This window comes from Paraburkholderia bannensis (assembly GCF_014200455.1).
Classification (GTDB): domain Bacteria; phylum Pseudomonadota; class Gammaproteobacteria; order Burkholderiales; family Burkholderiaceae; genus Paraburkholderia; species Paraburkholderia bannensis_A.
In genome coordinates this window covers 186,315-207,870 of record NZ_JACHBW010000009.1, presented here as the reverse complement: position 1 = coordinate 207,870, position 21,556 = coordinate 186,315, and the positions used below count along the sequence as shown (strand labels likewise).

18 protein-coding genes are annotated in these 21,556 nt (G+C 64.1%); 7 read left to right on the top strand and 11 right to left on the bottom strand.

Annotated elements, in window-relative coordinates:
- Positions 1-9 precede the first annotated feature (9 nt).
- The 5 genes from F4827_RS16910 to hutC all read right to left on the bottom strand — a co-directional run bounded on the left by F4827_RS16910 (position 10) and on the right by hutC (position 5,986).
- Entirely contained in the window at positions 10-1,410 is a 1,401-nt protein-coding gene (locus tag F4827_RS16910) for a formimidoylglutamate deiminase (RefSeq protein WP_183725123.1), read from the bottom strand.
- A gap of 14 nt (positions 1,411-1,424) precedes the next feature.
- Positions 1,425-2,648 (bottom strand): imidazolonepropionase, encoded by a 1,224-nt coding sequence (hutI, locus tag F4827_RS16905; RefSeq protein WP_183725121.1) that lies wholly within the window; start codon positions 2,646-2,648, stop codon positions 1,425-1,427.
- Positions 2,645-3,307 (bottom strand): HutD family protein, encoded by a 663-nt coding sequence (locus F4827_RS16900; protein WP_183725119.1) that lies wholly within the window; start codon positions 3,305-3,307, stop codon positions 2,645-2,647. Before F4827_RS16900 ends, hutI begins: the two co-directional genes overlap by 4 nt.
- Positions 3,304-4,992: a urocanate hydratase gene (gene hutU / locus F4827_RS16895; RefSeq protein WP_183725117.1), complete on the bottom strand. Its 1,689-nt coding sequence runs from the start codon at positions 4,990-4,992 to the stop codon at positions 3,304-3,306. Before hutU ends, F4827_RS16900 begins: the two co-directional genes overlap by 4 nt.
- A 244-nt stretch (positions 4,993-5,236) precedes the next feature.
- On the bottom strand, positions 5,237-5,986 hold the full coding sequence (gene hutC / locus F4827_RS16890) for a histidine utilization repressor (RefSeq protein ID WP_183725115.1): 750 nt from the start codon (positions 5,984-5,986) through the stop codon (positions 5,237-5,239).
- A 270-nt stretch (positions 5,987-6,256) separates the two neighbouring features.
- Between hutC and F4827_RS16885 the strand changes: the two genes are divergently transcribed.
- The 5 genes from F4827_RS16885 (at position 6,257) to F4827_RS16865 (ending at position 10,629) form a co-directional block, all read left to right on the top strand.
- Complete coding sequence (locus tag F4827_RS16885; protein ID WP_183725113.1) at positions 6,257-6,958, top strand: alpha/beta fold hydrolase; 702 nt, start codon at positions 6,257-6,259, stop codon at positions 6,956-6,958.
- Positions 6,959-7,558: 600 nt separating this feature from the next.
- The gene (locus F4827_RS16880) at positions 7,559-8,950 is read left to right on the top strand and encodes a short-chain fatty acid transporter (protein ID WP_183725111.1); all 1,392 of its coding nucleotides are present in this window, start codon (positions 7,559-7,561) and stop codon (positions 8,948-8,950) included.
- Positions 8,951-9,127: 177 nt separating this feature from the next.
- Entirely contained in the window at positions 9,128-9,661 is a 534-nt protein-coding gene (locus F4827_RS16875) for an ankyrin repeat domain-containing protein (protein ID WP_183725109.1), read from the top strand.
- A gap of 198 nt (positions 9,662-9,859) precedes the next feature.
- On the top strand, positions 9,860-10,225 hold the full coding sequence (locus F4827_RS16870) for a hypothetical protein (RefSeq protein ID WP_167058474.1): 366 nt from the start codon (positions 9,860-9,862) through the stop codon (positions 10,223-10,225).
- A 167-nt stretch (positions 10,226-10,392) separates the two neighbouring features.
- Complete coding sequence (locus F4827_RS16865; RefSeq protein ID WP_183725107.1) at positions 10,393-10,629, top strand: hypothetical protein; 237 nt, start codon at positions 10,393-10,395, stop codon at positions 10,627-10,629.
- A gap of 78 nt (positions 10,630-10,707) precedes the next feature.
- Here the strand turns inward: F4827_RS16865 and F4827_RS16860 are convergent, their stop codons facing one another.
- Genes F4827_RS16860 through F4827_RS16850 form a run of 3 tightly spaced genes read right to left on the bottom strand, consistent with a single transcriptional unit; the run spans position 10,708 to position 16,915 of the window.
- Entirely contained in the window at positions 10,708-12,171 is a 1,464-nt protein-coding gene (locus tag F4827_RS16860; protein WP_183725104.1) for an efflux transporter outer membrane subunit, read from the bottom strand.
- A 4-nt stretch (positions 12,172-12,175) separates the two neighbouring features.
- Entirely contained in the window at positions 12,176-15,349 is a 3,174-nt protein-coding gene (locus F4827_RS16855) for an efflux RND transporter permease subunit (RefSeq protein WP_183725102.1), read from the bottom strand.
- A 3-nt stretch (positions 15,350-15,352) separates the two neighbouring features.
- Positions 15,353-16,915 (bottom strand): efflux RND transporter periplasmic adaptor subunit, encoded by a 1,563-nt coding sequence (locus tag F4827_RS16850; protein WP_311673688.1) that lies wholly within the window; start codon positions 16,913-16,915, stop codon positions 15,353-15,355.
- On the opposite strand from F4827_RS16850, the gene F4827_RS35345 reads away from it, so the two are divergent.
- Positions 16,842-17,009 (top strand): hypothetical protein, encoded by a 168-nt coding sequence (locus F4827_RS35345; protein WP_260175270.1) that lies wholly within the window; start codon positions 16,842-16,844, stop codon positions 17,007-17,009. The genes F4827_RS16850 and F4827_RS35345 overlap by 74 nt on opposite strands.
- 234 nt (positions 17,010-17,243) lie before the next feature.
- Here the strand turns inward: F4827_RS35345 and F4827_RS16845 are convergent, their stop codons facing one another.
- The 3 genes from F4827_RS16845 to F4827_RS16835 all read right to left on the bottom strand — a co-directional run bounded on the left by F4827_RS16845 (position 17,244) and on the right by F4827_RS16835 (position 20,371).
- Complete coding sequence (locus tag F4827_RS16845; RefSeq protein ID WP_183725097.1) at positions 17,244-17,591, bottom strand: hypothetical protein; 348 nt, start codon at positions 17,589-17,591, stop codon at positions 17,244-17,246.
- Positions 17,592-17,771: 180 nt separating this feature from the next.
- Positions 17,772-19,109 (bottom strand): MFS transporter, encoded by a 1,338-nt coding sequence (locus F4827_RS16840; protein ID WP_183725096.1) that lies wholly within the window; start codon positions 19,107-19,109, stop codon positions 17,772-17,774.
- An 86-nt stretch (positions 19,110-19,195) separates the two neighbouring features.
- Positions 19,196-20,371, bottom strand: a complete 1,176-nt coding sequence (locus F4827_RS16835) for a M20 aminoacylase family protein (protein WP_183725095.1) — start codon at positions 20,369-20,371, stop codon at positions 19,196-19,198.
- Positions 20,372-20,490: 119 nt separating this feature from the next.
- Here F4827_RS16835 and F4827_RS16830 point away from each other — a divergent pair, with 119 nt between their 5' ends.
- Positions 20,491-21,441 (top strand): LysR substrate-binding domain-containing protein, encoded by a 951-nt coding sequence (locus tag F4827_RS16830; protein ID WP_183725094.1) that lies wholly within the window; start codon positions 20,491-20,493, stop codon positions 21,439-21,441.
- Positions 21,442-21,556 lie beyond the last annotated feature (115 nt).

The following is a 21,556-nucleotide window of genomic DNA, read 5'->3' as shown; positions in this document are numbered from 1 at the left end:
GTTCGTTATTCAGGCATCGGCCAGCAGGCGCGCGAGCGCCGCGCGATAGTCCGCGTACAGACGCGCTTCGTCGCGATGGCGGCGCCCTTCCACGACTTTCTCGCCGCCCGTGTAGACGTCGAGCACCGGCGTTTCGCCATGTTCGCAGAACACGACCGACGAGAGCCAGCTTTGCGGCGTCTTTTCCGCCAGATCGGGATGCTGCGGATCGAGCACGATCCAGTCCGCGCGAGCGCCCGCTTCCAGTGCGCCCACCTGCCTGCCTGTCGCGCGCGCACCGCCCGCCAGCGCCGCGCCAAACAGGCGGTCCGCGACATTGGGCTGCTCAGGCGCGGCCAGCACGTTGCGCTCGCGGCGCAGCAGACGCTGGCCGTATTCGAGCAGACGCAACTCCGCGCGCCAATCCACGCCGATATGGCTGTCCGAGCCCACGCCAAATACGCCATTGGCCGCGAGATAGTCGTGCGCCGGGAAGATGCCGTCGCCCAGATTGGCTTCGGTGGTCAGACACAAGCCCGCCACCGCGCCACTGCGCGCCAATGCCTGGGTTTCCTTATCATCGACATGCGTGGCGTGAACCAGGCACCAGCGCGAATCGACGTCGAAACGGTCGAGCAGCCATTGCACCGGCCGCGCGCCTTCTGTCTCCATGCAGGCATCGACTTCGGCGGTTTGTTCGGCGATATGGATATGCACGGGCGCGCCCGGCGACATCGCATCGAGCCCGCCCACCAGTTCGCGCAAGGACGCCTGCGACACCGCCCGCAACGAATGCGGCGCGACGCCGTAACGCAATGCGCCATGCTCGGGCCGCGCGCCGCGCAAACCTTCCACGATGCCCAGCAACTGCCCCGGTGTATTGATGAATCGGCGCTGGTCGTCGCGCGGGGCGCGCGCGCCGAAACCGCTGTACTGATAGAGCACCGGCAGCATCGTCATGCCGACACCCGTCTCGCTCGCGGCATCGACAACGCGTTGCGCAAGTTCCGCCGGATCGGCGTAGCGCTGCCCATCTTGCGCGTGATGCACGTAATGGAATTCGCAAACCGACGTGTAGCCCGCCTTGAGCATTTCCACGTAGAGCCAGCGCGCGACCGCCCCCAGATCGTCGGGCGTGATGCGCGCGGCGAAACGGTACATCAGGTCGCGCCAGCTCCAGAAACTGTCGGTGGGGTTAGCACGGTATTCGGTCAGCCCCGCCATCGCACGTTGGAAGGCGTGCGAGTGAAGATTAGGCATCCCTGGCATGACTGGACCCGCTGCTTTTGCAACGCCTGCCGGTGCGGCTTCGAGATCGGCCTGCACACGCAGCAGCGTGCCCGCGCTGTCCCATTCGAGCAGCACGTTGCGCCGCCAGCCTTGCGGCAACCAGGCTTGCGCGGCGAACAACGCGCGGGAAGTGGCATTCATGTTCGTGACGTGATTCATGCGGTCAAGGGACGATCGAAGACGGTCTTGCCGCCGCGCACGACGCGCGTGCAAAGCGGGCGGCCAATCCAGTAAGCGAGTTCGGCGAGCGACTGCACCTGCCACACCGCGAAATCGGCGGGACGGCCCACGGCCAGCGTACCGTGATTCTGCGCGTCGCCGAAAGCGCGCGCCGCGTGCTGCGTGACGCCTTGCAGCACTTCGGGCACCGTCATGCGGAACAGCGTGGTCGCCATGTTCATCATGAGCAGCAGCGAGGTGGCGGGCGAAGTGCCCGGATTGCTGTCGGTCGAGATCGCAATCGGCACTTCGTAGCGGCGCAGCAGATCGAGCGGCGGCAGCTGCGTTTCGCGGATGAAGTAGTACGCGCCCGGTAGCAGCACGGCGACGCTGCCCGCTTCCTTCATCGCGGCCACGCCGGCTTCATCGAGAAATTCGAGGTGATCGGACGACAGCGCGTTGTATCGCGCTGCGAGCGCCGCGCCGCCGCTATTCGACAGTTGCTCGGCGTGCATCTTGACCGGCAGATTACGGCGCGCTGCGGCTTCGAATACGCGCTCGCTCTGCGCAATCGAGAAGCCGATGCGCTCGCAGAATACGTCGACCGCATCCACGAGGCCTTCATCGGCCAGCGCGGGCAGCATGCGTTCGCAGACTTCGTCGATATAGGCGTCGGCGCGGCCCGCGTATTCGGGCGGCAAGGCGTGCGCGCCAAGGAAGGTCGTGCGCACCGTGACCGCGTAACGCTCGCCCAACTGGCGCGCGACGCGCAGCATCTTGCGCTCCGCGTCGAGTTCGAGGCCGTAGCCCGACTTGATTTCGACCGCTGTCACGCCTTCGGCGAGTAGCGGTTCGAGACGCGCCGCCGATTGCGCGAACAGCGACGCCTCGCTCGCGGCGCGCGTGGCGCGTACCGTCGAGACGATGCCGCCGCCATTGCGCGCGATCTCTTCATAGCTCACGCCGGCCAGGCGCTGCGCGAACTCATCTGCACGCTGACCACCGTAGACGAGGTGCGTATGGCAGTCGACGAGGCCAGGCGTCACCCACGCGCCCTGAAGGTCTTCGCGTGGCCATTGCGCGAATTGGGGCGGCAGCGCCGAAGCCGCGCCCATCCAGGCAATCGTGCCGTCTTGCACGGCAATCGCTGCGTTTTCGAGGGTGTCGCGCGGGTCGCCCTGCGCGCACAGATTCAGGTGATGCCAGACGGTCTGGTTCATGGCTTGATGGACTCCAAAGCGATGGCGAGCAATGCGCCCTCGCCTTCTGTCTCGATGCGCACGCTGCGTGCAGTGTCCTTCGTGTCGATGCGCAAGGTGTCGCCAACCGCCAGCGTAACGTGTTCGCCGCCATTCACGCTCACATTCACGTTCAAGTTCACACTCGCATTCGCAGCGCCAGCCGCGCAGTACAGCAGCACGGTTTCGGCTTCCACGTCGCGCCGCGCGCCTTCACGCCAGATCTCGAACGTTGCGCGCGCAACATCACGACGCACCATCAGATTAAAGTCGCGCGTAGGACCGTCGATCAGCCGCGCGGAAATCGGCGCTTCGCCATCGAAACGCGCGACGTCCAGCACCTTTGCCAGCGTGTGCGTACGTGCGTGTGCGCAAGCTTCATCGAGCACCATGCCCGCCCCTTCGAGCAGCACGAGGGTGCGCGCCACGCCTTCGAAACGCGAAAACGGCCCGGGCTGGGCGACATCGGCGACGCTCACGCGCCACGCGAATGCCTCAGGCGAGCCGTCAGCGCCAGGCCCAAGCGCGATCTCGCGCGTGACGCCGCCGCCGTTCTTCCACGGCGACGCCACCAGGTCAGCGCCACGCAGCAGCGTGAGCTGCGCGGTGTCTTGCGCTTGCTGTGCGAGCGTGCGGCTCATCGGCCCAGCATCGGCAGATTGAGGCCCGCTTCACGCGCGGTCTGCTGCGCGAGTTCATAGCCGGCGTCGGCGTGGCGCATGACGCCCGTGGCCGGGTCGTTGTGCAGTACGCGACCCAGGCGCTCATGCGCGGCCTGCGTGCCATCGGCGACGATCACCACACCCGAGTGCTGCGAGAAGCCCATGCCCACGCCGCCGCCATGATGCAGCGAGACCCACGATGCACCGCCCGCCGTGTTGAGCAGCGCGTTGAGCAGCGGCCAGTCGCTCACGGCGTCCGAACCGTCCTTCATCGATTCGGTTTCGCGGTTGGGGCTGGCGACCGACCCCGTGTCCAGGTGATCGCGGCCAATCACGATCGGCGCCTTCAGCTCGCCGTTCTTGACCATTTCGTTGAACGCCTGGCCCAGACGATAGCGATCCTTCACGCCCACCCAGCAGATACGCGCCGGCAGACCCTGGAACGCAATGCGCTCACGCGCCATGTCGAGCCAGTTGTGCAGATGCGGATCGTCCGGAATCAGTTCCTTGACCTTAGCATCGGTCTTGTAGATGTCTTCAGGATCGCCCGAAAGCGCCACCCAGCGGAACGGCCCCTTGCCTTCGCAGAACAGCGGGCGAATATAGGCCGGCACGAAACCCGGGAAATCGAAGGCGTTTTCCACCCCCATTTCCAGCGCCATCTGGCGGATGTTGTTGCCGTAGTCGAGCGTGGCCGCGCCGCGCTCCTGCAGCGTGAGCATCGCCTTCACCTGGTTCGCCATCGACTGCTTCGCGGCCTTGACGATGGTTTCGGGCGCAACCTTTTGCGCCTCGCGCCATTGTTCGACGCTCCAGCCTTGCGGCAGGTAGCCATTGATCGGATCGTGCGCGCTGGTCTGGTCGGTCACGCAATCCGGCGTGATTCCACGCGCGACGAATTCCGCGAACACGTCCGCTGCATTGCCGAGCAGCCCCACCGAGACCGGCTTGCCCGTTTGCTTCGCTTCTTCGACGATGGCCAGCGCCTCGTCGATGGTCTTCGCCTTACGGTCGACGTAGCGCGTCTTCAGACGGAAGTCGATGCGCGACTCGTCGCACTCGACCGCGATCATCGAGAAGCCCGCCATGGTCGCGGCCAGCGGCTGCGCGCCGCCCATGCCGCCCAGGCCGCCCGTGAGAATCCAGCGGCCCTTGGGGTCGCCGTTGAAATGCTGGTTGGCCACCGAGAAGAAGGTTTCGTAGGTGCCCTGAACAATGCCCTGCGAGCCGATATAGATCCAGCTGCCCGCCGTCATCTGGCCGTACATCATGAGGCCCTTGCGGTCGAGTTCGTGGAAGTGTTCCCACGTGGCCCAGTGAGGCACGAGATTCGAATTCGCCAGCAGCACGCGCGGCGCATCCGCATGCGTGCGGAACACGCCCACCGGCTTGCCCGACTGGATCAGCAGCGTCTCATCCTCGTTCAGCTCCTTGAGCGAGGCGAGGATCTGGTCGAAACATTCCCAGTTGCGCGCGGCGCGGCCGATGCCGCCATAAACCACCAGTGCGTGCGGATGCTCGGCCACTTCCGGGTCCAGATTGTTCTGGATCATGCGGTAGGCGGCTTCAGCCAGCCAGGTCTTGCAGACCTTCTCGCTGCCGCGCGGCGCGCGGATCGTGCGGGACGGGTCGAGGCGGGGATCGGTGAAGTTGGGATGGTTCATGGCGTTCGTTCGTCTCGGGATGGAAGTTCGGGCGCGACCGGGCTGCTAGGGATCGCGGCAACGTGAGAGCTAGTCTATCGCCGTTAAGTTGTATATACAACTCGTTTCAATAAAACGAACGTAGGTAGTTACCCTGGCGTTTTGCGGGGTAATTTCGAAAAAATAAGGGAATCGAGCGCCAGAGGCGGCGCTCATTGACTAGACAAGCGGCAACAGAAGCAGAAGGAAATGCAGAGGCGGGAGATCAGACCGTGCCGGCCAGATGGAAGCGCGAAGCCGGATGCCAAAGGCGCACGGAAGTCGCCACGTGCCGCCCGACCCAGGTGCGCCGCAACAGCAGCAGGCACGGCTCGCCGATTTCCATTTCCAGATATTGGCGCACGCGCGCATCCGGTTTCTGCGCGTAGATGCGGAACTCCGCGCGCTGGATCGGCGCGAGACGCACCATGTAGTGATTGGGCGTTTCGAGCGTGAAATCCTGTTCCAGATAATCGGGAAACACTTCGGGGTTCACGTAGCGATCCTCGTACTGGATCGGCTCGCCCTCCTCGCTATGCACGATGCGCGAATGGAACACGGGACCGGCATCGAGTTCGAGCGCGGCGATGGCGCTTGCATCGTCGCTGGCTTCGAGCGCCAGCACGCGAGCCGCGTGGCGGTGGCCGCGCGCGGCGATCTCATCGGCGATATTGCGGATCTGCAGGACGGTCGATTCGTACTGGCGCGGCGCGACGTAAGTGCCCGAACCGCGCACGCGGTTGAGCACGCCCTCGGCCATCAGTTCGCGCAGCGCGCGCGATACGGTCATGCGCGCCACGCCGAATTCCTTGACCAGCTCTGTTTCGGAGGGCACGACGTCGCCGGCCTTGAGCGCGCCGCTCTCGATTTGCGCAAGGACGTGGCGCTTGATCTGTTCGTAGGCAGGTAACGACGCGGTGGACGCGGTGGATGCGGTGGACGTGCCTGTCGTACCTTTGGCCGGCTTCTTTTGCATGGTCTTCGATCGGGAAATAAGCGGCGTCGCATCGAGGCTGCGACGAAGCGGCCTGCTGGCCGCGGCACATTGTACCGTCCCCCACGCGGCGCCCCGCGCGCCAAGGCCGCGGAGATAGCGCGCAGGCAGCATGCTAAGATCGAACGCTACGCTTTTCGCGACCCGTATCACCAGCCGTTCTACAGTCCGTCCCACAACCCCGCGCAGGTCCCGCGCAGCGGCCGATACCGCGCTGCGCCCCGCGAATCTGCGCGCTCCTGGCGAACCATCTTGCACGCACCCACCCAACTCCTCTTCCTGCCCGGCGCTTCGGGCGACCCGGCGTTCTGGCAACCGCTCGCGGACCAGCTCACGCATCCGGCCACCCGACGCTTCGCGGCGTATCCCGGCTTCGGCGGCGTGCCCGCCGACCCGGAGGTCGAGCATTTCGAAGACCTCGTGCGCAAGATCGTGCAGCAGATCGACCAGCCGACCGCGCTGATCGCCCAGTCGATGGGCGGCGTGATCGCGCTGCGCGCGGCGCTCGCCAAGACGGCGCTGGTCACGCACATCGTGCTGGCCGTGACCTCGGGCGGTCTCGATACCGAGGCGCTGGGCGCGCAGGACTGGCGCGCCGATTTCGCCGCGAAGAACCCGCAATTGCCGGACTGGTTCCTCACGCTGCGCGAAGACCTCACGGGCGAACTCGCCTATATCCAGCAGCCGGTCATGCTGCTGTGGGGCGACGAAGATCCGTTCAGCCCGCTTGCCGTGGGCGAGCGACTGCTCGAATTGCTGCCGAATTCGGAGCTCGACGTGGTCAATGGCGGCGGCCACGACCTCGCGAATGTGCATGCGCGCGTGCTCGCGCCTCTGGTCGACGAATTCCTGCTGGGCAGCAACGCCTATGAGGATGAAGACGACTACGACGATGAGGACGAGGCCGAGGAAGACGAAGAAGACGACGGCAAGGACGAAAACCGCCGCGCCTGAGCACACCGCAGTGCGCATCTGATCACGCGCCTCTCTCCGCCTTTCACGGTCCCGCGCGTCATGCCGCGGGACCGCTGCCTCACTTTCCGATCGGAAACGCGTCGCCACTGACGCCCCCCCCGGCGCCTTGCCAGCGCTCTCATTTCTTTCAATCAGCATTCAATTCACCCCGAATTCACGGCGATCTGACGTGAATTCGCTGCATGCGCCGCGCGTGCCGCTCGCCCGGCTTGACATTCGCATCGCATAAAGCGACTATTGGCCGGTTCGATAATCGAAACCATGTTCATATATCGAACATAGACCAATGAGAACGGGCCTGGCCGTTTCGCGCATTGTTTTCAGCTTGCCGCGCGAGGCGCATACAAACCCGCTGCGCCGGGGCATACCGCCTCGTGCAATGGAGGAGCGCCGCACGGCATCCCGACCACCACGCGCGAAGACCGACTGCCAGTGCGCTCAACCCGCCATCTGCCAGTTCGGCTGCATGGCCGCATGGGGACGGGCCCACCCGCACACGCACGCCGATCCTGACCGCACCGGCCAGCAAGCAGTTGCAGACGGCAGCAAGCCGCCACACGCTGCGTAAGCAAAAACAGCATGAAAAGAGACAACACTCCCCGCGCGCAAGCGCAATCCGCCAAGGGACGCGGCGTGGTCGCCGCCCTCGTCTACGTATTCGAACGGGTCATGCCCGATCCCTTCGTCCTGTCTATCTGCCTGACCGCTTTCGTCGCCGTGCTTGCGCTCGTCATTGCGCCGCACGGGAATGTGCCGACACTGCTGGACGCCTGGTACACCGGCACCTTCGGCATCCTCGGCTTTGCTTTGCAGATGATCCTGATTCTCGCCACCGGCTACGCCATCGCCGAAGCGCCTATCGTGCAACGCGGCCTGCGCGCACTGGCCGCCCATGCCCAGACGCCGGCGCGCGCCGCGCTGCTGGTGTTTCCGGTCGTCGCGATTGCGGCGTGGCTCAACTGGGGGCTCGGCCTGATCGTCGGCGCACTGCTCTCGCGTGAAATCGCAAAGCGTGTGAGGGTGGATTTCGCGTGGCTGGTCGCGGGCAGCTATTCGGCGTGGTCGATCTGCAATAGCGGGCTTTCCAGTTCGATCGCGCTGTCGCAGGCTTCGCACGGCAATGCGTTGAATCTGGTCGAAAAGGCCACCGGCCAGGTCGTGCCGCTCGCGCAGACGGTGTTCGCGCCGTTCGTGTTCGTACCGACGGTGCTGGTGGTGGTCGTGATGACCTTCATCTTCATCCGCATGCATCCGAAGGCCGAAGACGTCGTGGCCTTCAACCAGAGCGCAGAAAGCGCAGACAACGCGCCCAGCGACGATCCGCATGCGCGCGTGAGCGACACGCCTTCGTTCGCCACGCGGCTCGAACAGTCGATGCTCGGCACGCTGCTGCTGATCGTGCTGGGCGCAGGCTATCTGGCAATGGAATGGCGCGAAAAAGGCTTTGATCTCGACATCAACACCACGATCCTGATCTTCCTGCTGATCGGTCTCGCGCTGCAGCGCACGCCAATCGCCTATGCCAATGCGATCCGCCGTGCCGCGCGCCAGACCGGCTCGATGCTGCTCCAGTACCCTGTCTACGGCGGCATCATGGGCATCATGAAGGGCACAAGTCTCGCTTCGATGATCGCCAAGGCCTTCGTAACGATCGCTACGCCCGTCACGCTGCCGATCTGGAGCTATCTAAGCTCGCTGATCATCACGCTGCTGGTGCCGAGCGCCGGCGGCCACTGGGCCGTGCAAGGGCCGTTCGTGCTGCCCGCCGCGCTGAGCCTGCACGCTTCCGTGCCGCGCACCGCCATGGGCGTGGCGATGGCCGAGAACGTCTCGAACATGCTGCAGCCGTTCTGGGCCGTGCCGATCGTCGCCATCGCGGGGATCCGCATCCAGCGCGTGATGGGCTATACCGCCGTGACCTTTGCGGTATCGCTGGTGATTTATGCGGTGGCGCTCTGGCTCGTGCCTTGAGCGCGATCTGATCGGCGGGATGGACTGCCCGTCCGGTTGATCGAAGCGGCGCTGCGTGCCTTGCCACGCAGCGCCGCTTTTTCATCGCGCCCGCGCCAGCGCGCAGCCGCCGCGCAATTGCGCCACAATGGGTGCACGCCACAACGCGCGCCACGCCGCCAAGCAAAGGAGCCTGCCGTGACTGCACACCTGCCGCCCAGCGACGATCTCGACCCGCGCCTCATCGATTTCGCGCGCGAAGTGTTCGATACCGCACGTCGCGGCGAAGCGGCCACGCTGGCCTCGTTGATCGACCAGGGCCTGCCGCCCAATCTGCGTAATGAAAAAGGCGATAGCCTTGTGATGCTGGCGAGCTATCACGGTCACGCCAATGCGGTTCGCGCGCTGATCCAGCACGGCGCGGACCCCGATTTGCGCAACGACGACGGCCAGACGCCGCTCGCGGGCGCGGCCTTCAAGGGTTATGCGGAAGTGATCAGCGCGCTGCTCGACAATGGCGCCGATGTCGAAGGCGCCTCGCCCGACGGCCGCACCGCATTGATGATCGCGGCCATGTTCAATCGCGTCGATATCGTCGATCAACTGCTTTCGCGCGGCGCGAACCCCCGCGCGCAGGACGGTGCGGGCAACACGGCGTTCGACGTCGCCAACGGCATGGGCGCCACCGACGCCGCCGCGCGGCTCGCGCATGTGAGCGGCCGCACGCTTTGAATCCCGCGCGCGCCCTCCTCCCTGGTGTCTGTCCTGGTTTGCATACCAGCCGAAGCCAGGCGACGCTATCCCTGTAGCCCGCGATGCGGCACATGACTTGCTCTGACAGCTTGTGTAACCCGTGATATTGTTGGGTTACCGGAGTCGTAGCGCACCCGTGCCCGTCAATCGAACTCTGTCACCTTCGCGAGCGTCGCCATGAGTGATGTACGCCACCACCTGAGTCCACGCGACCGCGTGGAATTGCTCTGCTGGCTCACCTGCGGGAGCCTCGGAGCGTACTATCTCAACGAATCCTGGCCCAATGCGGCCTTCCACGTGCAGGCGGCGCACAAGTGGCTCGACCGCCATGCACGGGAAGCTGACTGGCTCGCCATCGCGCGGCTCACCGCCGTCGCCCAGGAAATCGCCAAGCAGCACGCCTGGTTTGTCGACGCCACATGGGCGCGCGACGCCGTCGAGGAAATCCTCGACACGGACGATCTCAACTATCAGGCCAAGCTGGTTCTGCAGGTGCTCAAGGATTGCGAACTGGCGCTCGCCGATCGGCGCGCCGCCGATTGACACCACCGCGTGAACTGGCGCCGGGTTTGCCCACCGGTTTGCCACTTGGACCTGCCTGAAGCCGCCGCGCGTTTCTCCATCAGACGATGGAGGCGGCAGCGCTATCGTCGGACCATACTCGGGAACGCAGCGCCGGCCCCCGCCAGCGCACCGGCAGGAGCGTTTCCATGGCCTCGAAGATTCCTTCCCAGTTCGTTTCCACGCTCGCCTCGGTCGCGCTCTGTGCGTGCGCGACGTCGATCAGCAACGCCGCGTGGGCGCAAGGCCACACCGTCGCGAACGGCATGAGCGCCAGCAAGCCGATGCCAAAAATCTCGCGCAACGATCACAAGCCGCAGCAGATCGCCAAGGTCGCGCGGCCCGCGCCGCAATCGCTGCGATATCTGGTGTCCGAAGCGCCTTGATCGCGCAGCGTTTTGAAATGTGAAAACGCTTCGCGCCGTGGTGTGCGACGGCGCGAAGCGTTCGTGGAGGATTTACTGCTATGACTGCGGCGCGGCCTTGGTATCGGCGCTCGTGGCCCTCCCTGGCGTCCATCCATAGCCCAGCGCCTTGTAGAGATTGACGATCTGCGCAAGCTGCTGATCCTGCAATTGCGACTGCTGGATCTGCGCGGCGAACAGACTGCGCTCGGCATCCAGTACTTCCAGATAGCTCGTGTAGCCGCCCTCGTAGAGATCGCGCGAAAGCGACGAATACTGCGTGAGCGCCGCCACCTGACGAGTGGTGGCATCGAGTTGATCGCGCGTGCGCGCAACGCCGACGAGCGCGTTCTCGACATCGGCGAAGGCTTGCTGGATCGTCTGCTGGTAGCTCAGCAGCGCTTCCTGATGCTGTGCCTCGGCCTCGTGCACGGAACCCGCGATCGCACCGCCCTCGAAAATCGGCTGCGTGATCGATCCGGCGAACGACCAGACGCGTGCGGGGCCGGTCCAGAGGCCCGAAAGCGCCGTACTGGCCGCCCCGAATAGCCCCGTGATCGAGATATTCGGGAAATACTGCGCACGCGCAGCGCCAATCGATGCGTTTGCCGCCACCAGCGTCTGTTCCGCCTCAAGAATATCGGGGCGGCGTTCCAGCAGCGTGGACGGCAACCCTGCGGGAATAGCAGGCGCGGTGAGTGCCGTGATCGGTTTGCCGCGCGCAATCGGCCCCGGATTCTGGCCGAGCAGCAGCGAAATCGCGTCTTCCTGCTGGGCGATCTGTTGCTGGATTGAAAACACCGACGCCTGCGCCGATTCGTACTCCGATTTCGCCTGGCTCAATTGCAGTTGCGACACCACACCGCCCGCAAAGCGCTCCTCGAACAGATTCACCGAGTCTGCGCGGCTCTTGAGCGTCTCGCCCGCAATCGTCAGTTGATTGTCGAGATCGCGCAGTTGCAGATAACTGGTCGCCACATTGGCGATGATCGCGATGCGGGTAGCCTGTTGCGCCGACTGCGTGCCGAGATAGTTCGCGCGCGCGGCCTCGGTCAAACGGCGCAGCCGCCCGAACAGATCGAGTTCCCACGACGCCACGCCCTGAAGCTGGACCTGGTTGCCCACCAGCGGTGGATAGCCTGGCGCGGGCACGCCGCGGCTGCGCGAGCCGCCGAAGTTCGCGCTCACCTGCGGGAACAGGCCCGCACGCGTGACGACATACTTGCCGTAATACTCTTCGACGCGCGCCGCCGCGATGCCCAGATCCTTGTTCTGGGCGAGCGCCTTCTCGATCAGGTCGTTCAGTACGGGATCGTTGAACTGCTTCCACCAGTCGATGGACGGATCGACCACCTCGCCGCTTGCCGAGGCAAAGCGATAGGTCGAAGGCGTCTCCACCGTGGGCCGGTGATAGTCCGGCCCGACCGCGCAAGCCGCAAGACACAGCACGCTCGCAGCGATGGCGGTGGGACGCCATGTATGACGCCACCAATGACGCGAAACACGCTTGAATGTCGGGTTCATATCCTCAACCCTCCTGCGCCGGCGGCACTGAAGGGGGAACCGCGGGCGGCTTCAGAGGCGTTTCGGCCTTCGGCTTCTTGCGGGACGACAAGGTTTCAAGACCCCAGAAGAACATCGGAATAAAGAACAGTGCGATCAGCGTGGCGCCCAGCATGCCGAAGATCACGCCCGTACCCAGCGAGCGACGGCTTGCCGCCGACGCTCCACTGGCAATCGCGAGCGGCACGCAGCCCAGGATAAACGCCAGCGAGGTCATGATGATCGGCCGCAAACGCAGCTTGGCCGCAGCAATGGCCGCGTCGTACGGCGACATGTTTTCCTTCTCGCGCATTTCCACCGCGAATTCGAAGATCAGAATGGCGTTCTTTGCCGCGAGCGCGATCAGCACCGTCAAGCCGATCTGGAAGTACACGTCGTCTTCCATCCCGCGTATCAGAATACCGATCAGCGCGCCGAAGATGGCGAACGGCACCGCCAGCAGCACACCGATAGGCAGCGACCACTTCTCGTACTGCGCCGCGAGAATCAGGAACACCATCAGCAGCGCGAACGCGAACACCAGCGCGGCCGTGGAACCCGCCTTCTTCTCTTCGTAGGCCTGACCGCTCCACTCATAGCTATAGCCGTCGCCAAGCGTCTCCTTCGCGATCTCCTCCATCGCCGCGATCGCTTCGCCCGAGCTATGGCCCGGCGCGGCGTCGCCCGTGATCTTGGCCGACGGGAAGTTATTGAAACGGTTGACGATGTCCGGGCCCGGCACGAAACGCACCGTCGCCACGGCCTTGATCGGCACCATGTCGCCGGTGCGGTTGCGCACGTAGAGCTGCTGGATGTCGTCGGGACGCGTGCGGTACTGCGGCTCCGCCTGCACGATCACCTGAAACAGCCGGCTGCCCTTCGGAAACTGGCTGACATAGGACGAGCCGAACATGGTCTGCAGTGCAGAATAGACATCCTGAACCGGCACGCCCATGGTTTCCGCACGCTCGCGGTCCACTTCCACCAGCAACTGACGCGAACTGGTATTGATCGTTGAATTCACGCTGCGCAGCGCCGGGTTCTGACGCGCCTTCGCAATCATCGCGCGAACCTTCTGCTCCAGTTGCTGATAGTTGCCCTCGCCCGTGCTCTGCAGCCAGAACTCGAAGCCGCCTGTCGTGCCCAGACCCGGAATCGACGGCGGGTTGAGCGCCACGACTGCCCCATCCTTGAAGGTCGAGAAATACTTCTGCGATTCGCGGATCAGATCCTGCGCCGAGCCATTCTTGCCACGCTCGCCAAAACCCTTGAGCGTGATGAAGAGCGTGCCCGCGTTCGACTTGTACTGCGAGTCAATCAGGCTATAGCCGATAGGCGCCGCCACCGAACTCACGGCGGGCTGCTTCGCGAACCAGTCTTCGGCTTTTTTCGAGAGGTCGCCGGTACGGTCGAGGCTGGCCGCGTCGGGCATCACGACCGCGCCCAGCAGATAGCCCTGATCCTCCACCGGCAGGAACGACGAAGGAATCGATTTGAACAGGCCGCCCGTCGCCACGATCATCACGACGATCAGGCCGATCGACAGCGCCACACGGCGGATCGCGGTCTGCACCCAGCTTGCGTAGCCGCTGGTGAGATTCTCGAACTTCTCGTTGAACCAGCGGAAAAAGCGGTTCTTCTTCTGCTCGCCCGGTTTCAGCAGGATGGCGGCAAGCGCGGGCGAGAGGGTCAGCGCGCACAGACCCGAGAGCACCACCGACACCGCAATCGTCACGGCGAACTGCTTGTAGAGCTGCCCCGTGATGCCCGAAAGAAACGCCACCGGAATAAACACCGCAAGCAGCACGAGCACGATCGCGACCACCGGCCCGCTCACTTCGTCCATCGCGCGCTTGGCGGCCTCGCGCGGCGGCAGCTTGAACTCGGTCATGTTCCGTTCGACGTTTTCGATCACGACGATCGCATCGTCGACCACGATGCCAATCGCCAGCACCATGCCAAACAGCGTCAGCATGTTGATCGAGAAGCCGAACGCTTCCATGCCGATGAACGCGCCGATGATCGACACCGGCACCGCGAGAATCGGCACCAGCGTCGCCCGGAAGCTCTGCAGGAAGATGTACACCACGATAATCACGAGGATGATCGCGTCACGCAGCGTATGAACCACTTCGCCGATGGACTCGCGCACGAACTCAGTGGTATCGAGCGCAACCTCGTACTTGAGCCCCGGCGGGAAGTTCTTCGACAGTTGCTCAAGAGTCTGGTGAACCTGTTTGGCCACCTGCAGCGCGTTCGCGCCCGGCTGCTGATAGACCGCGATCAGCGTGGCCGTCTTGCCGTTATAGCGGCCGCGCAGCGAATAATCCTTCGCGCCCAGTTCCGTATGGCCGATATCCTTGATGCGCACGATGGCGGCGTCGCCCGACGCCGCACGCAGGATGATGTCGTCGAATTGCGACGGCTCCGTTAGCCGCCCTTTGGTGGCCACCGGGAAAGTCTGCTGCACAGGCGTATCGGTTGGCGACTGCCCTAATCGCCCGGCCGAGAACTGCTGGTTCTGCGCACTGATGGCGTTCTGCACGTCTGCGACCGTGATGCCGAGTTTCGCCATGCGATCGGGCTTGAGCCAGACACGCATCGCGTAATCGGCGGAACCGAAGATCGTCGCCTGGTTGGCGCCCGGAATGCGCTTGAGCGCGTCGAGCACATAGACGTTTGCGTAATTCGCCACGTACGACTGGTCGTAGGCGTTATCGGGCGAATAGATCGCGATCACCATCATGAACGCCGACGAGCGCTTTTGCACCGATACGCCCTGCGCCGTGACGGCGTCGGGCAGCGTGGGCAGCGCCAGGTTCACGCGATTCTGCACGTCCACCTGTGCCAGCGCCGGGTCCGTGCCGATGTTGAAATACACGGTCAAAGTCATGTTGCCCGTCGAGGAACTCGACGAACTCATGTACATCATGTTGTCCGCGCCGTTGACCTGTTGCTCGATGGGCGCGGCCACGTTCTGCGCGACGATATCCGCGCTCGCGCCCGGGTAGGTTGCGCTCACCGTGATCTGCGGCGGCGAGATGTCGGGAAACTGCGCGATCGGCAGGTTGAGCAGGGACACGAAGCCCGCGACTACCAGGATGATCGACAGCACCGACGCGAAGATCGGCCGGTCGATAAAGAAGTGGGAGAACTTCATCGCTTAGCCTCCCGCTGCGGGCGAGAGGGTCACGTCCACGCGTCGGGACTTGTCGGCGGGATCGGTTGCCACTACGCGTGCGGGCTTGCGCATGTCGATGCGCGCGTCCTGCACGCCCGCGACAATGAGCGCCGAGCGCACGGTGTCGGCGCGTGCATGAGCGAGCCGGTCGTTCTGCGCGGCGGAGCCGGTCGAATCGGTATAGCCCGACACCACCACCCGCGCATCAGGCGACGCTGCCAGACGTTGCGCAACCGCCGCGAGCGCCGACGCCGACTGCACGTCGAGGCTCGCGCTGCCGCTCCTGAAGTAAAGCTGTGTGGAACCTGAAGCACTACTTGCCATCTTGCCGCCAGACACGGCGCCGTTTGACCCGCCGTTCGACGCCGTGGCATTGCCACCATTAGCGCCGTTGTCGCCGTTAGCCGCAGCGCCACTCGCAGCGCCACTCGCAGCCCCCCCCGCATCGGCCGCCTTCGCCGGCGCCTGCACGACATGCGGATTGACCGGGGCGCCCGGCATCAGCCGCAGCGTGTTGTCGACCACCACGCGATCGCCCGCATGCAGACCCGAGCTGACCACCCAGTCGTTGCCGTTCCACTCGCCGGTTTCGATCGAGCGCTGCTGTGCCTTGTTGTCCTTGTCCACGGTCCAGACGAACGCGCCGCGCGGCCCCTGGATCACCGCGTTTTGCGGCACGGCGATGGCGTTGCTGCGATCGGCCCCGCGCAGCTTGATTCGCACGAACTGGCCAGGCCGCAGCGAGCCCTTCGGGTTGGGGACTTCGGCGCGAATCAGATAGGTGCCGGTTTTATCGCTCAGCGATGCATCGGCAAAGGCGATACGGCCGGTGTACGGATACGTACTGCCGTCGGCCAGCACGATATCCGCTTCCAGCTTGCCCACCTGTGGCAGCTTGAGCGTGCCATTCGCCGTCTGCGAGCGCAGATTGAGCATCTCGTTTTCCGAGAGCGAGAAGTTGATCCACATGGGATCGAGTTTCGCGACGTATGTCAGCAGACTATTGCTCGCGTCGATATAGGAACCGTCCTGCTTCTTCGCGAAACTGGACAGCCCCGTAACCGGCGCAGTGATGGTCGTATAGCCGAGGTTGAGCTGTGCGCTCGTGACGTTGGCACGCGCCTGCTCGAGCGCCGCCGCCGCCGCCTGTTGCTGGCCGACGGAATCGTCGAGATCTTTCTGGCTCAACGCGTTTTTTGCCACGAGCGGCCTGACGCGATTGAGATTGGCCTGCGCGGTATCGAGCCGCGCCTTCTGCTGCGCAAATTCGGCGCGCGCGGCGTCAAGCGAGGCCTGGAACGGTTTGCGATCCATCTGGAACATGACGTCCCCTTGATGGACCATCGAGCCTTCTTCATAGACGCGCTTTTCGAGAAATCCGCTTACGCGCGCGCGTATTTCGACCTGCTGAGAACTTTCTGTTTGACCGACATAATCAAAAACAACAGGCACATCCCGAAGCGCGACGTCCATGACATCCACATTCGCGGGCGGTGGCGCCGATGCAACCGGCGTTTTGTCGTGGCACGCAGCAGCGCCAATCACCAAACCCATGGACAAGCACACACGTGCTACCCGATATCCGCATGCCATGCTGTTCTCCGTTGTCGACGATCTACGCTGGACCGACGAACCTTAGGCGTTTTCCCTATAGGGGAGCTGCTGCGCCGCCTCAAGTTCGGAGCAAATCTTACTGCGTTTTTTCAAGGTGCACGATCAGATTGCTCATGCAGACACATCGGTCTTTACGGGCAATCAATATTCAATTCGGACACGGAAACAATCGCATCGTGTGTTGCATGAAAAGGAATAAATTCCAATCTATCGATTGCAAACATGGGAGCTGAACACTCGACAATCGAATATCGATGCTTTACCTTTGTCGACTGCGATCGAGGCGACGGATTGTGCCAAACTCCGCGCCTGGCAAGGTGCGAATCAGCAACGCCATCGCATCGGGCACGCGGGCGCGCTCCAGTTCGACATGGAGGCAGGCCAGGTCGCGGCTGCGATCAAAATCTATCGTATGGACACCCAGCGCTCGACCCAGCAGTCCGTGCAACAGGCAGCGCGCCAGTTGCGCATCGCGGGTGGCGACGCGCACCGCCATCTGCACCGTGACGTGACGAACCGGTTTCGACTGTTGCGCGCGCGCCATGCGAGTCGCGCGCGGCGCAATCCTGAGGGTGGAGGCGAGGTGATGCGGCAGGAGCGATGCCATATGAGCGAGGCGCTTGCCGGTAGAACCGGGGCGCCATGTGGTTGAACATGGCTCGATTCTAGAAATTGGCGTGCAAACGCCGCGTAAAGAAACCGATGGCGCGCGCCAAAAATGTATAGCACGCGCCACAACAATTAACGATATCGGATCTATCCGGCATGCCGGATCGAAATGCCTTCTTCAGTCGAGCGGGCGTCCAGCCGGTTCGCGGATCAATGGCAAAGCGATCAGCGAAACTGCGCCACAGCCAATCAGATACCACGCTGGCGCGAGCGGATTGCCGAACAGCTGGATCAGCCATGTCGCAAAGAATTGCGCGAAGCCGCCGAAGATCGACACCCCCACGCAATAGACGATCGACATGCCGGTGACCCGCATCGACTGCGGGAAAAGTTCCGGGAGCATTACGATATTCGGCACTGCTGTGAAAGCGACAATCGCGCCGAGTACCGCGACCACGCCCAGCACAGCCGGCACGGTCGGCATCGAATGAATCAGCATGAAGGCGGGATAGATCACGGCAATCAACAACACGCGCGAGTAGCCCAGCACGCGCTTGCGTCCATACCGGTCGGACAGCATGCCTGCGAACGGCGAGCAAAACGCCGTCACTAGCGCCGCCACCAGCGCCGCGCCCATGCCCACCGACATCGGCAGGCCAAGGATCTTGATCGCGTAGGTGGACATGTAGAACAGCACGATGTAATTCGCCGCCGTGCCGCCGATGGTGGTCAGCACGCCCGCAACGAGCGCGGTGCGATGGTGCGAAAAAATCTCCCGCACCGGGCGCGCCGCCACGGCGACCGTGGTATCCGTATCGACCGGTTCGACGTGCTCCAGCGTTTCGTCGAGATGGCGGCGGATATACACGCCCACCGGCACCACCAGCATGCCGATCACGAAGGGCACGCGCCAGCCCCAGCTTTGCAGCGCCGCGGGCGACAGCGCAGTCGAAAGCGCCATGCCCAGCAGCGCGCCGCACACCGTATTGAGGCCCTGGCTCACGAACTGCCAGCTGCCATAGAAACCGCGCGAACGGTCGTCGGCATATTCGAGCAGCATCGCGGTCGAGGCCCCGACTTCGCCACCCACCGCGAAGCCCTGCACCAGCCGCGCGAACACGATCAGCGCGGGCGCGGCCAGGCCGATCTGCGCATAAGTGGGCGCGAAGGCGATCAAGGCGGAACCCAGCGCCATGAGCCACAGCGTCAAGGTCATGGCGGCCTTGCGGCCCACGCGGTCGGCGAATGCGCCGATCATCACGCCGCCGATCGGCCGCACGATGAAGCCCACGCCGAAGCTGCCCACCGCGAGCAACAACTGATTCAGCGCGCCATGAACGGGAAAAAACAGCGTGCCGATGGTCGTCGCGAAAAAGCTATAAACCGTGAAGTCAAAAAACTCCAGGCCATTGCCAAGCGTGATGGCGGCGATGGCCTTGGCGCGCGATACGCGGGAAGCGGATGACGAAGCGGGCGCGGTGGCGTCCGGGTCGGTGTGCAAGGTGCTGGCGTTCATCGTATGTCTCCTCGTGGGCAGTGTCGGCCTTCATGCGCCGGTTCCCGCCGCCCTGATGCCTCGTGCAGTCACTGGCTCGCTGCGCGTCAGGCGCGCAGGAAACGCTCGGCGAGTTGCACCCAGTACGCCGCGCCGGTCGCGAGGCAGTCGTCGTTGAAATCGTAGCCGGGGTTGTGAACCATGCAGCCGCCCTCGCCGTCGCCATTGCCGATGATCAGATAACTGCCCGCGCACTTTTCGAGCAGGAAGGAAAAGTCTTCGCTGCCCGTTAGCGGATCGAGGTTGTCGATCAGCCCGGCCTCGCCAAGCCAGTCGCGCGCGACGTCCTGCGCGAAGGCCGTCATGGCCGCGTCGTTCACCAGCACCGGATAGCGGCGCTGATAATCGATGCGCGCCGTCGCGCCGTAGGCGCTCGCCTGCGCGTGCACCAGCGCCGTGATGCGTGCTTCGAGCAGATCACGCACTTCGGGGCGCAGAGCGCGCACCGAGAGCTTCATCTGCGCGGTCTGCGGAATCACATTGGGCGCTTCGCCCGCGTGGATCGCGCCCACCGTGACGATGGCCATGTCAAGCGGCGAGATGTTGCGCGACACGATGGTCTGCAGCGCAAGCACGATGTTGGCCGCCACCACCACGGGATCGATCGCCTTGTGCGGCACCGCGCCGTGACCGCCGCGTCCGTCGATATCGATGATGACGGTATCCGACGACGCCATGAACGGCCCCGAACGGAAGCCGAGCTTGCCGGTCGGGAAACCCGGCATGTTGTGCATCGCGAAGACGGCGTCGCAGGGGAACTGCTCGAACAGGCCTTCGTCGAGCATACGCTTCGCGCCGCCCAGGCCTTCTTCGGCTGGCTGGAAAATCAGATGCAGCGTGCCGTCGAATAGGCGCGACTGCGCGAGGTGTTTCGCCGCGGCGAGCAGCATCGCCGTATGGCCGTCGTGGCCGCAGGCGTGCATCTTGCCGGGGATGCGGCTCGCGTAGTCGAGGCCGGTGGCTTCGTGAATCGGCAAGGCGTCCATGTCGGCGCGCAGACCCAGGCGGCGCACGCCGCTGCCCAGCTTGAGCGTGCCGACCACGCCCGTGCCGCCCAACCCGCGATGCACTTCGTAGCCCCACTCCGCGAGTTTCCGGGCAACGAGATCGCTGGTTACGAACTCTTCAAAGCCGAGTTCCGGGTGGGCGTGGATTGCGTGGCGCAGCGCGATCATTTCTTCTTCGATCGCCGCGATTGCGGGCGGAATCGCCATCGTGTTCATCCGTCGTCTCCTGGAGCGCAGTCATTACTGGATGCCACAGGATAATGACGCCGATTTTTCGCCGACAGCCCTAAAATGGTTAGCCCGCCAACCGCAGGTTTTCACCCGGGTTTTCCCTCATGAAGTTCCATCAGTTCCGGGCGCTCGTCGCCATGGCCGATACCGGCAGCATCCGCGCGGCGGCGCGCGCGCTCGGCATCTCACCGGCGGCCGCGACCAAGGCCGTGCGCGAGCTGGAGGCCGAACAGCAAATCGCGCTGGTGACGCGCAATGCGAACGGCATCGCCTTCACCGAAGCCGGCCAGGCATTGCTTGTGCATGCGCGCGCGATCGTGCACCAGCTCTCGCGCGCTCAGGATGAACTGGATGCGCGGCGCGGCAGTGGCGGCGGCAAGCTCTCGATCGGCGTGACGCCGTGGCTCGCACTCTCGTTCCTGCCCGATGCGGTCACGCGTTTTCGTGAACGCATGCCCGGCATGCAGCTTGAATTCTACGAGGGACTCCTGAATATCGTCATGCCGCGCCTGCGCGACGGCACGCTCGACTTCTCGCTCGGCAAACCCGGACCGGCTTCCCTGCACACCGAGTTTTCGCAGACGCCGATCTTCGCGACCGAATCCGCCGTGGTCGTGCGCAAAGGCCATCCGCTCGAACACGCGCATTCGCTCGCCGATCTGCAGGAATGCGAATGGCTGCTCAACTGGGACCCGGCCAGCAAGGAGATGGTCACCGACGACGTATTCCGCCGCCACGGCCTGCCGCTGCCCCGCAACGTGCATCTGGCGCATTCGTTCATCGTGGCGATGGGGCTGATCATGAACACCAATATGGTCAGCATCTTTCCCTGGCCGCTGGTCGAGACGCGCTTCGCGCGCGAGAACCTTCAGGCGCTCGCGCTTCAGGAGGAAGTCGACCGTACCGTGGTGAGCGTGGTCGCACGGCGCGGCGTGCCGCTCTCCGCTGCCGCCGAATGCTTTCTCGACTGCCTCAAGGAGGCGATCCGAGCGGGTGAAGCATCACAAGACCCCGAGCGGCGACGGCTCTATCATTCGCTTGAACTGCTCATCTGACGCCATTTATTCCTTTGTTGTCAGCAGCCCACATCCGACCCCTGCATAGAAATTACATTCGCAATTACGAATCATTCGCATTATGATTTCGAACTTTCAAACAGCTTGACCCGCG

Bases quoted from the DNA above. Each gene is read 5' to 3' on its own strand.
- F4827_RS16910 (WP_183725123.1), bottom strand. From the start codon at position 1,410: ATGAATGCCACTTCCCGCGCGTTGTTCGCCGCGCAAGCCTGGTTGCCG.
- hutI (WP_183725121.1), bottom strand. From the start codon at position 2,648: ATGAACCAGACCGTCTGGCATCACCTGAATCTGTGCGCGCAGGGCGAC.
- F4827_RS16900 (WP_183725119.1), bottom strand. From the start codon at position 3,307: ATGAGCCGCACGCTCGCACAGCAAGCGCAAGACACCGCGCAGCTCACG.
- hutU (WP_183725117.1), bottom strand. From the start codon at position 4,992: ATGAACCATCCCAACTTCACCGATCCCCGCCTCGACCCGTCCCGCACG.
- hutC (WP_183725115.1), bottom strand. From the start codon at position 5,986: ATGCAAAAGAAGCCGGCCAAAGGTACGACAGGCACGTCCACCGCATCC.
- F4827_RS16880 (WP_183725111.1), top strand. From the start codon at position 7,559: ATGAAAAGAGACAACACTCCCCGCGCGCAAGCGCAATCCGCCAAGGGA.
- F4827_RS16870 (WP_167058474.1), top strand. From the start codon at position 9,860: ATGAGTGATGTACGCCACCACCTGAGTCCACGCGACCGCGTGGAATTG.
- F4827_RS16865 (WP_183725107.1), top strand. From the start codon at position 10,393: ATGGCCTCGAAGATTCCTTCCCAGTTCGTTTCCACGCTCGCCTCGGTC.
- F4827_RS16860 (WP_183725104.1), bottom strand. From the start codon at position 12,171: ATGAACCCGACATTCAAGCGTGTTTCGCGTCATTGGTGGCGTCATACA.
- F4827_RS16855 (WP_183725102.1), bottom strand. From the start codon at position 15,349: ATGAAGTTCTCCCACTTCTTTATCGACCGGCCGATCTTCGCGTCGGTG.
- F4827_RS35345 (WP_260175270.1), top strand. From the start codon at position 16,842: ATGACATCCACATTCGCGGGCGGTGGCGCCGATGCAACCGGCGTTTTG.
- F4827_RS16845 (WP_183725097.1), bottom strand. From the start codon at position 17,591: ATGGCATCGCTCCTGCCGCATCACCTCGCCTCCACCCTCAGGATTGCG.
- F4827_RS16840 (WP_183725096.1), bottom strand. From the start codon at position 19,109: ATGAACGCCAGCACCTTGCACACCGACCCGGACGCCACCGCGCCCGCT.
- F4827_RS16835 (WP_183725095.1), bottom strand. From the start codon at position 20,371: ATGAACACGATGGCGATTCCGCCCGCAATCGCGGCGATCGAAGAAGAA.
- F4827_RS16830 (WP_183725094.1), top strand. From the start codon at position 20,491: ATGAAGTTCCATCAGTTCCGGGCGCTCGTCGCCATGGCCGATACCGGC.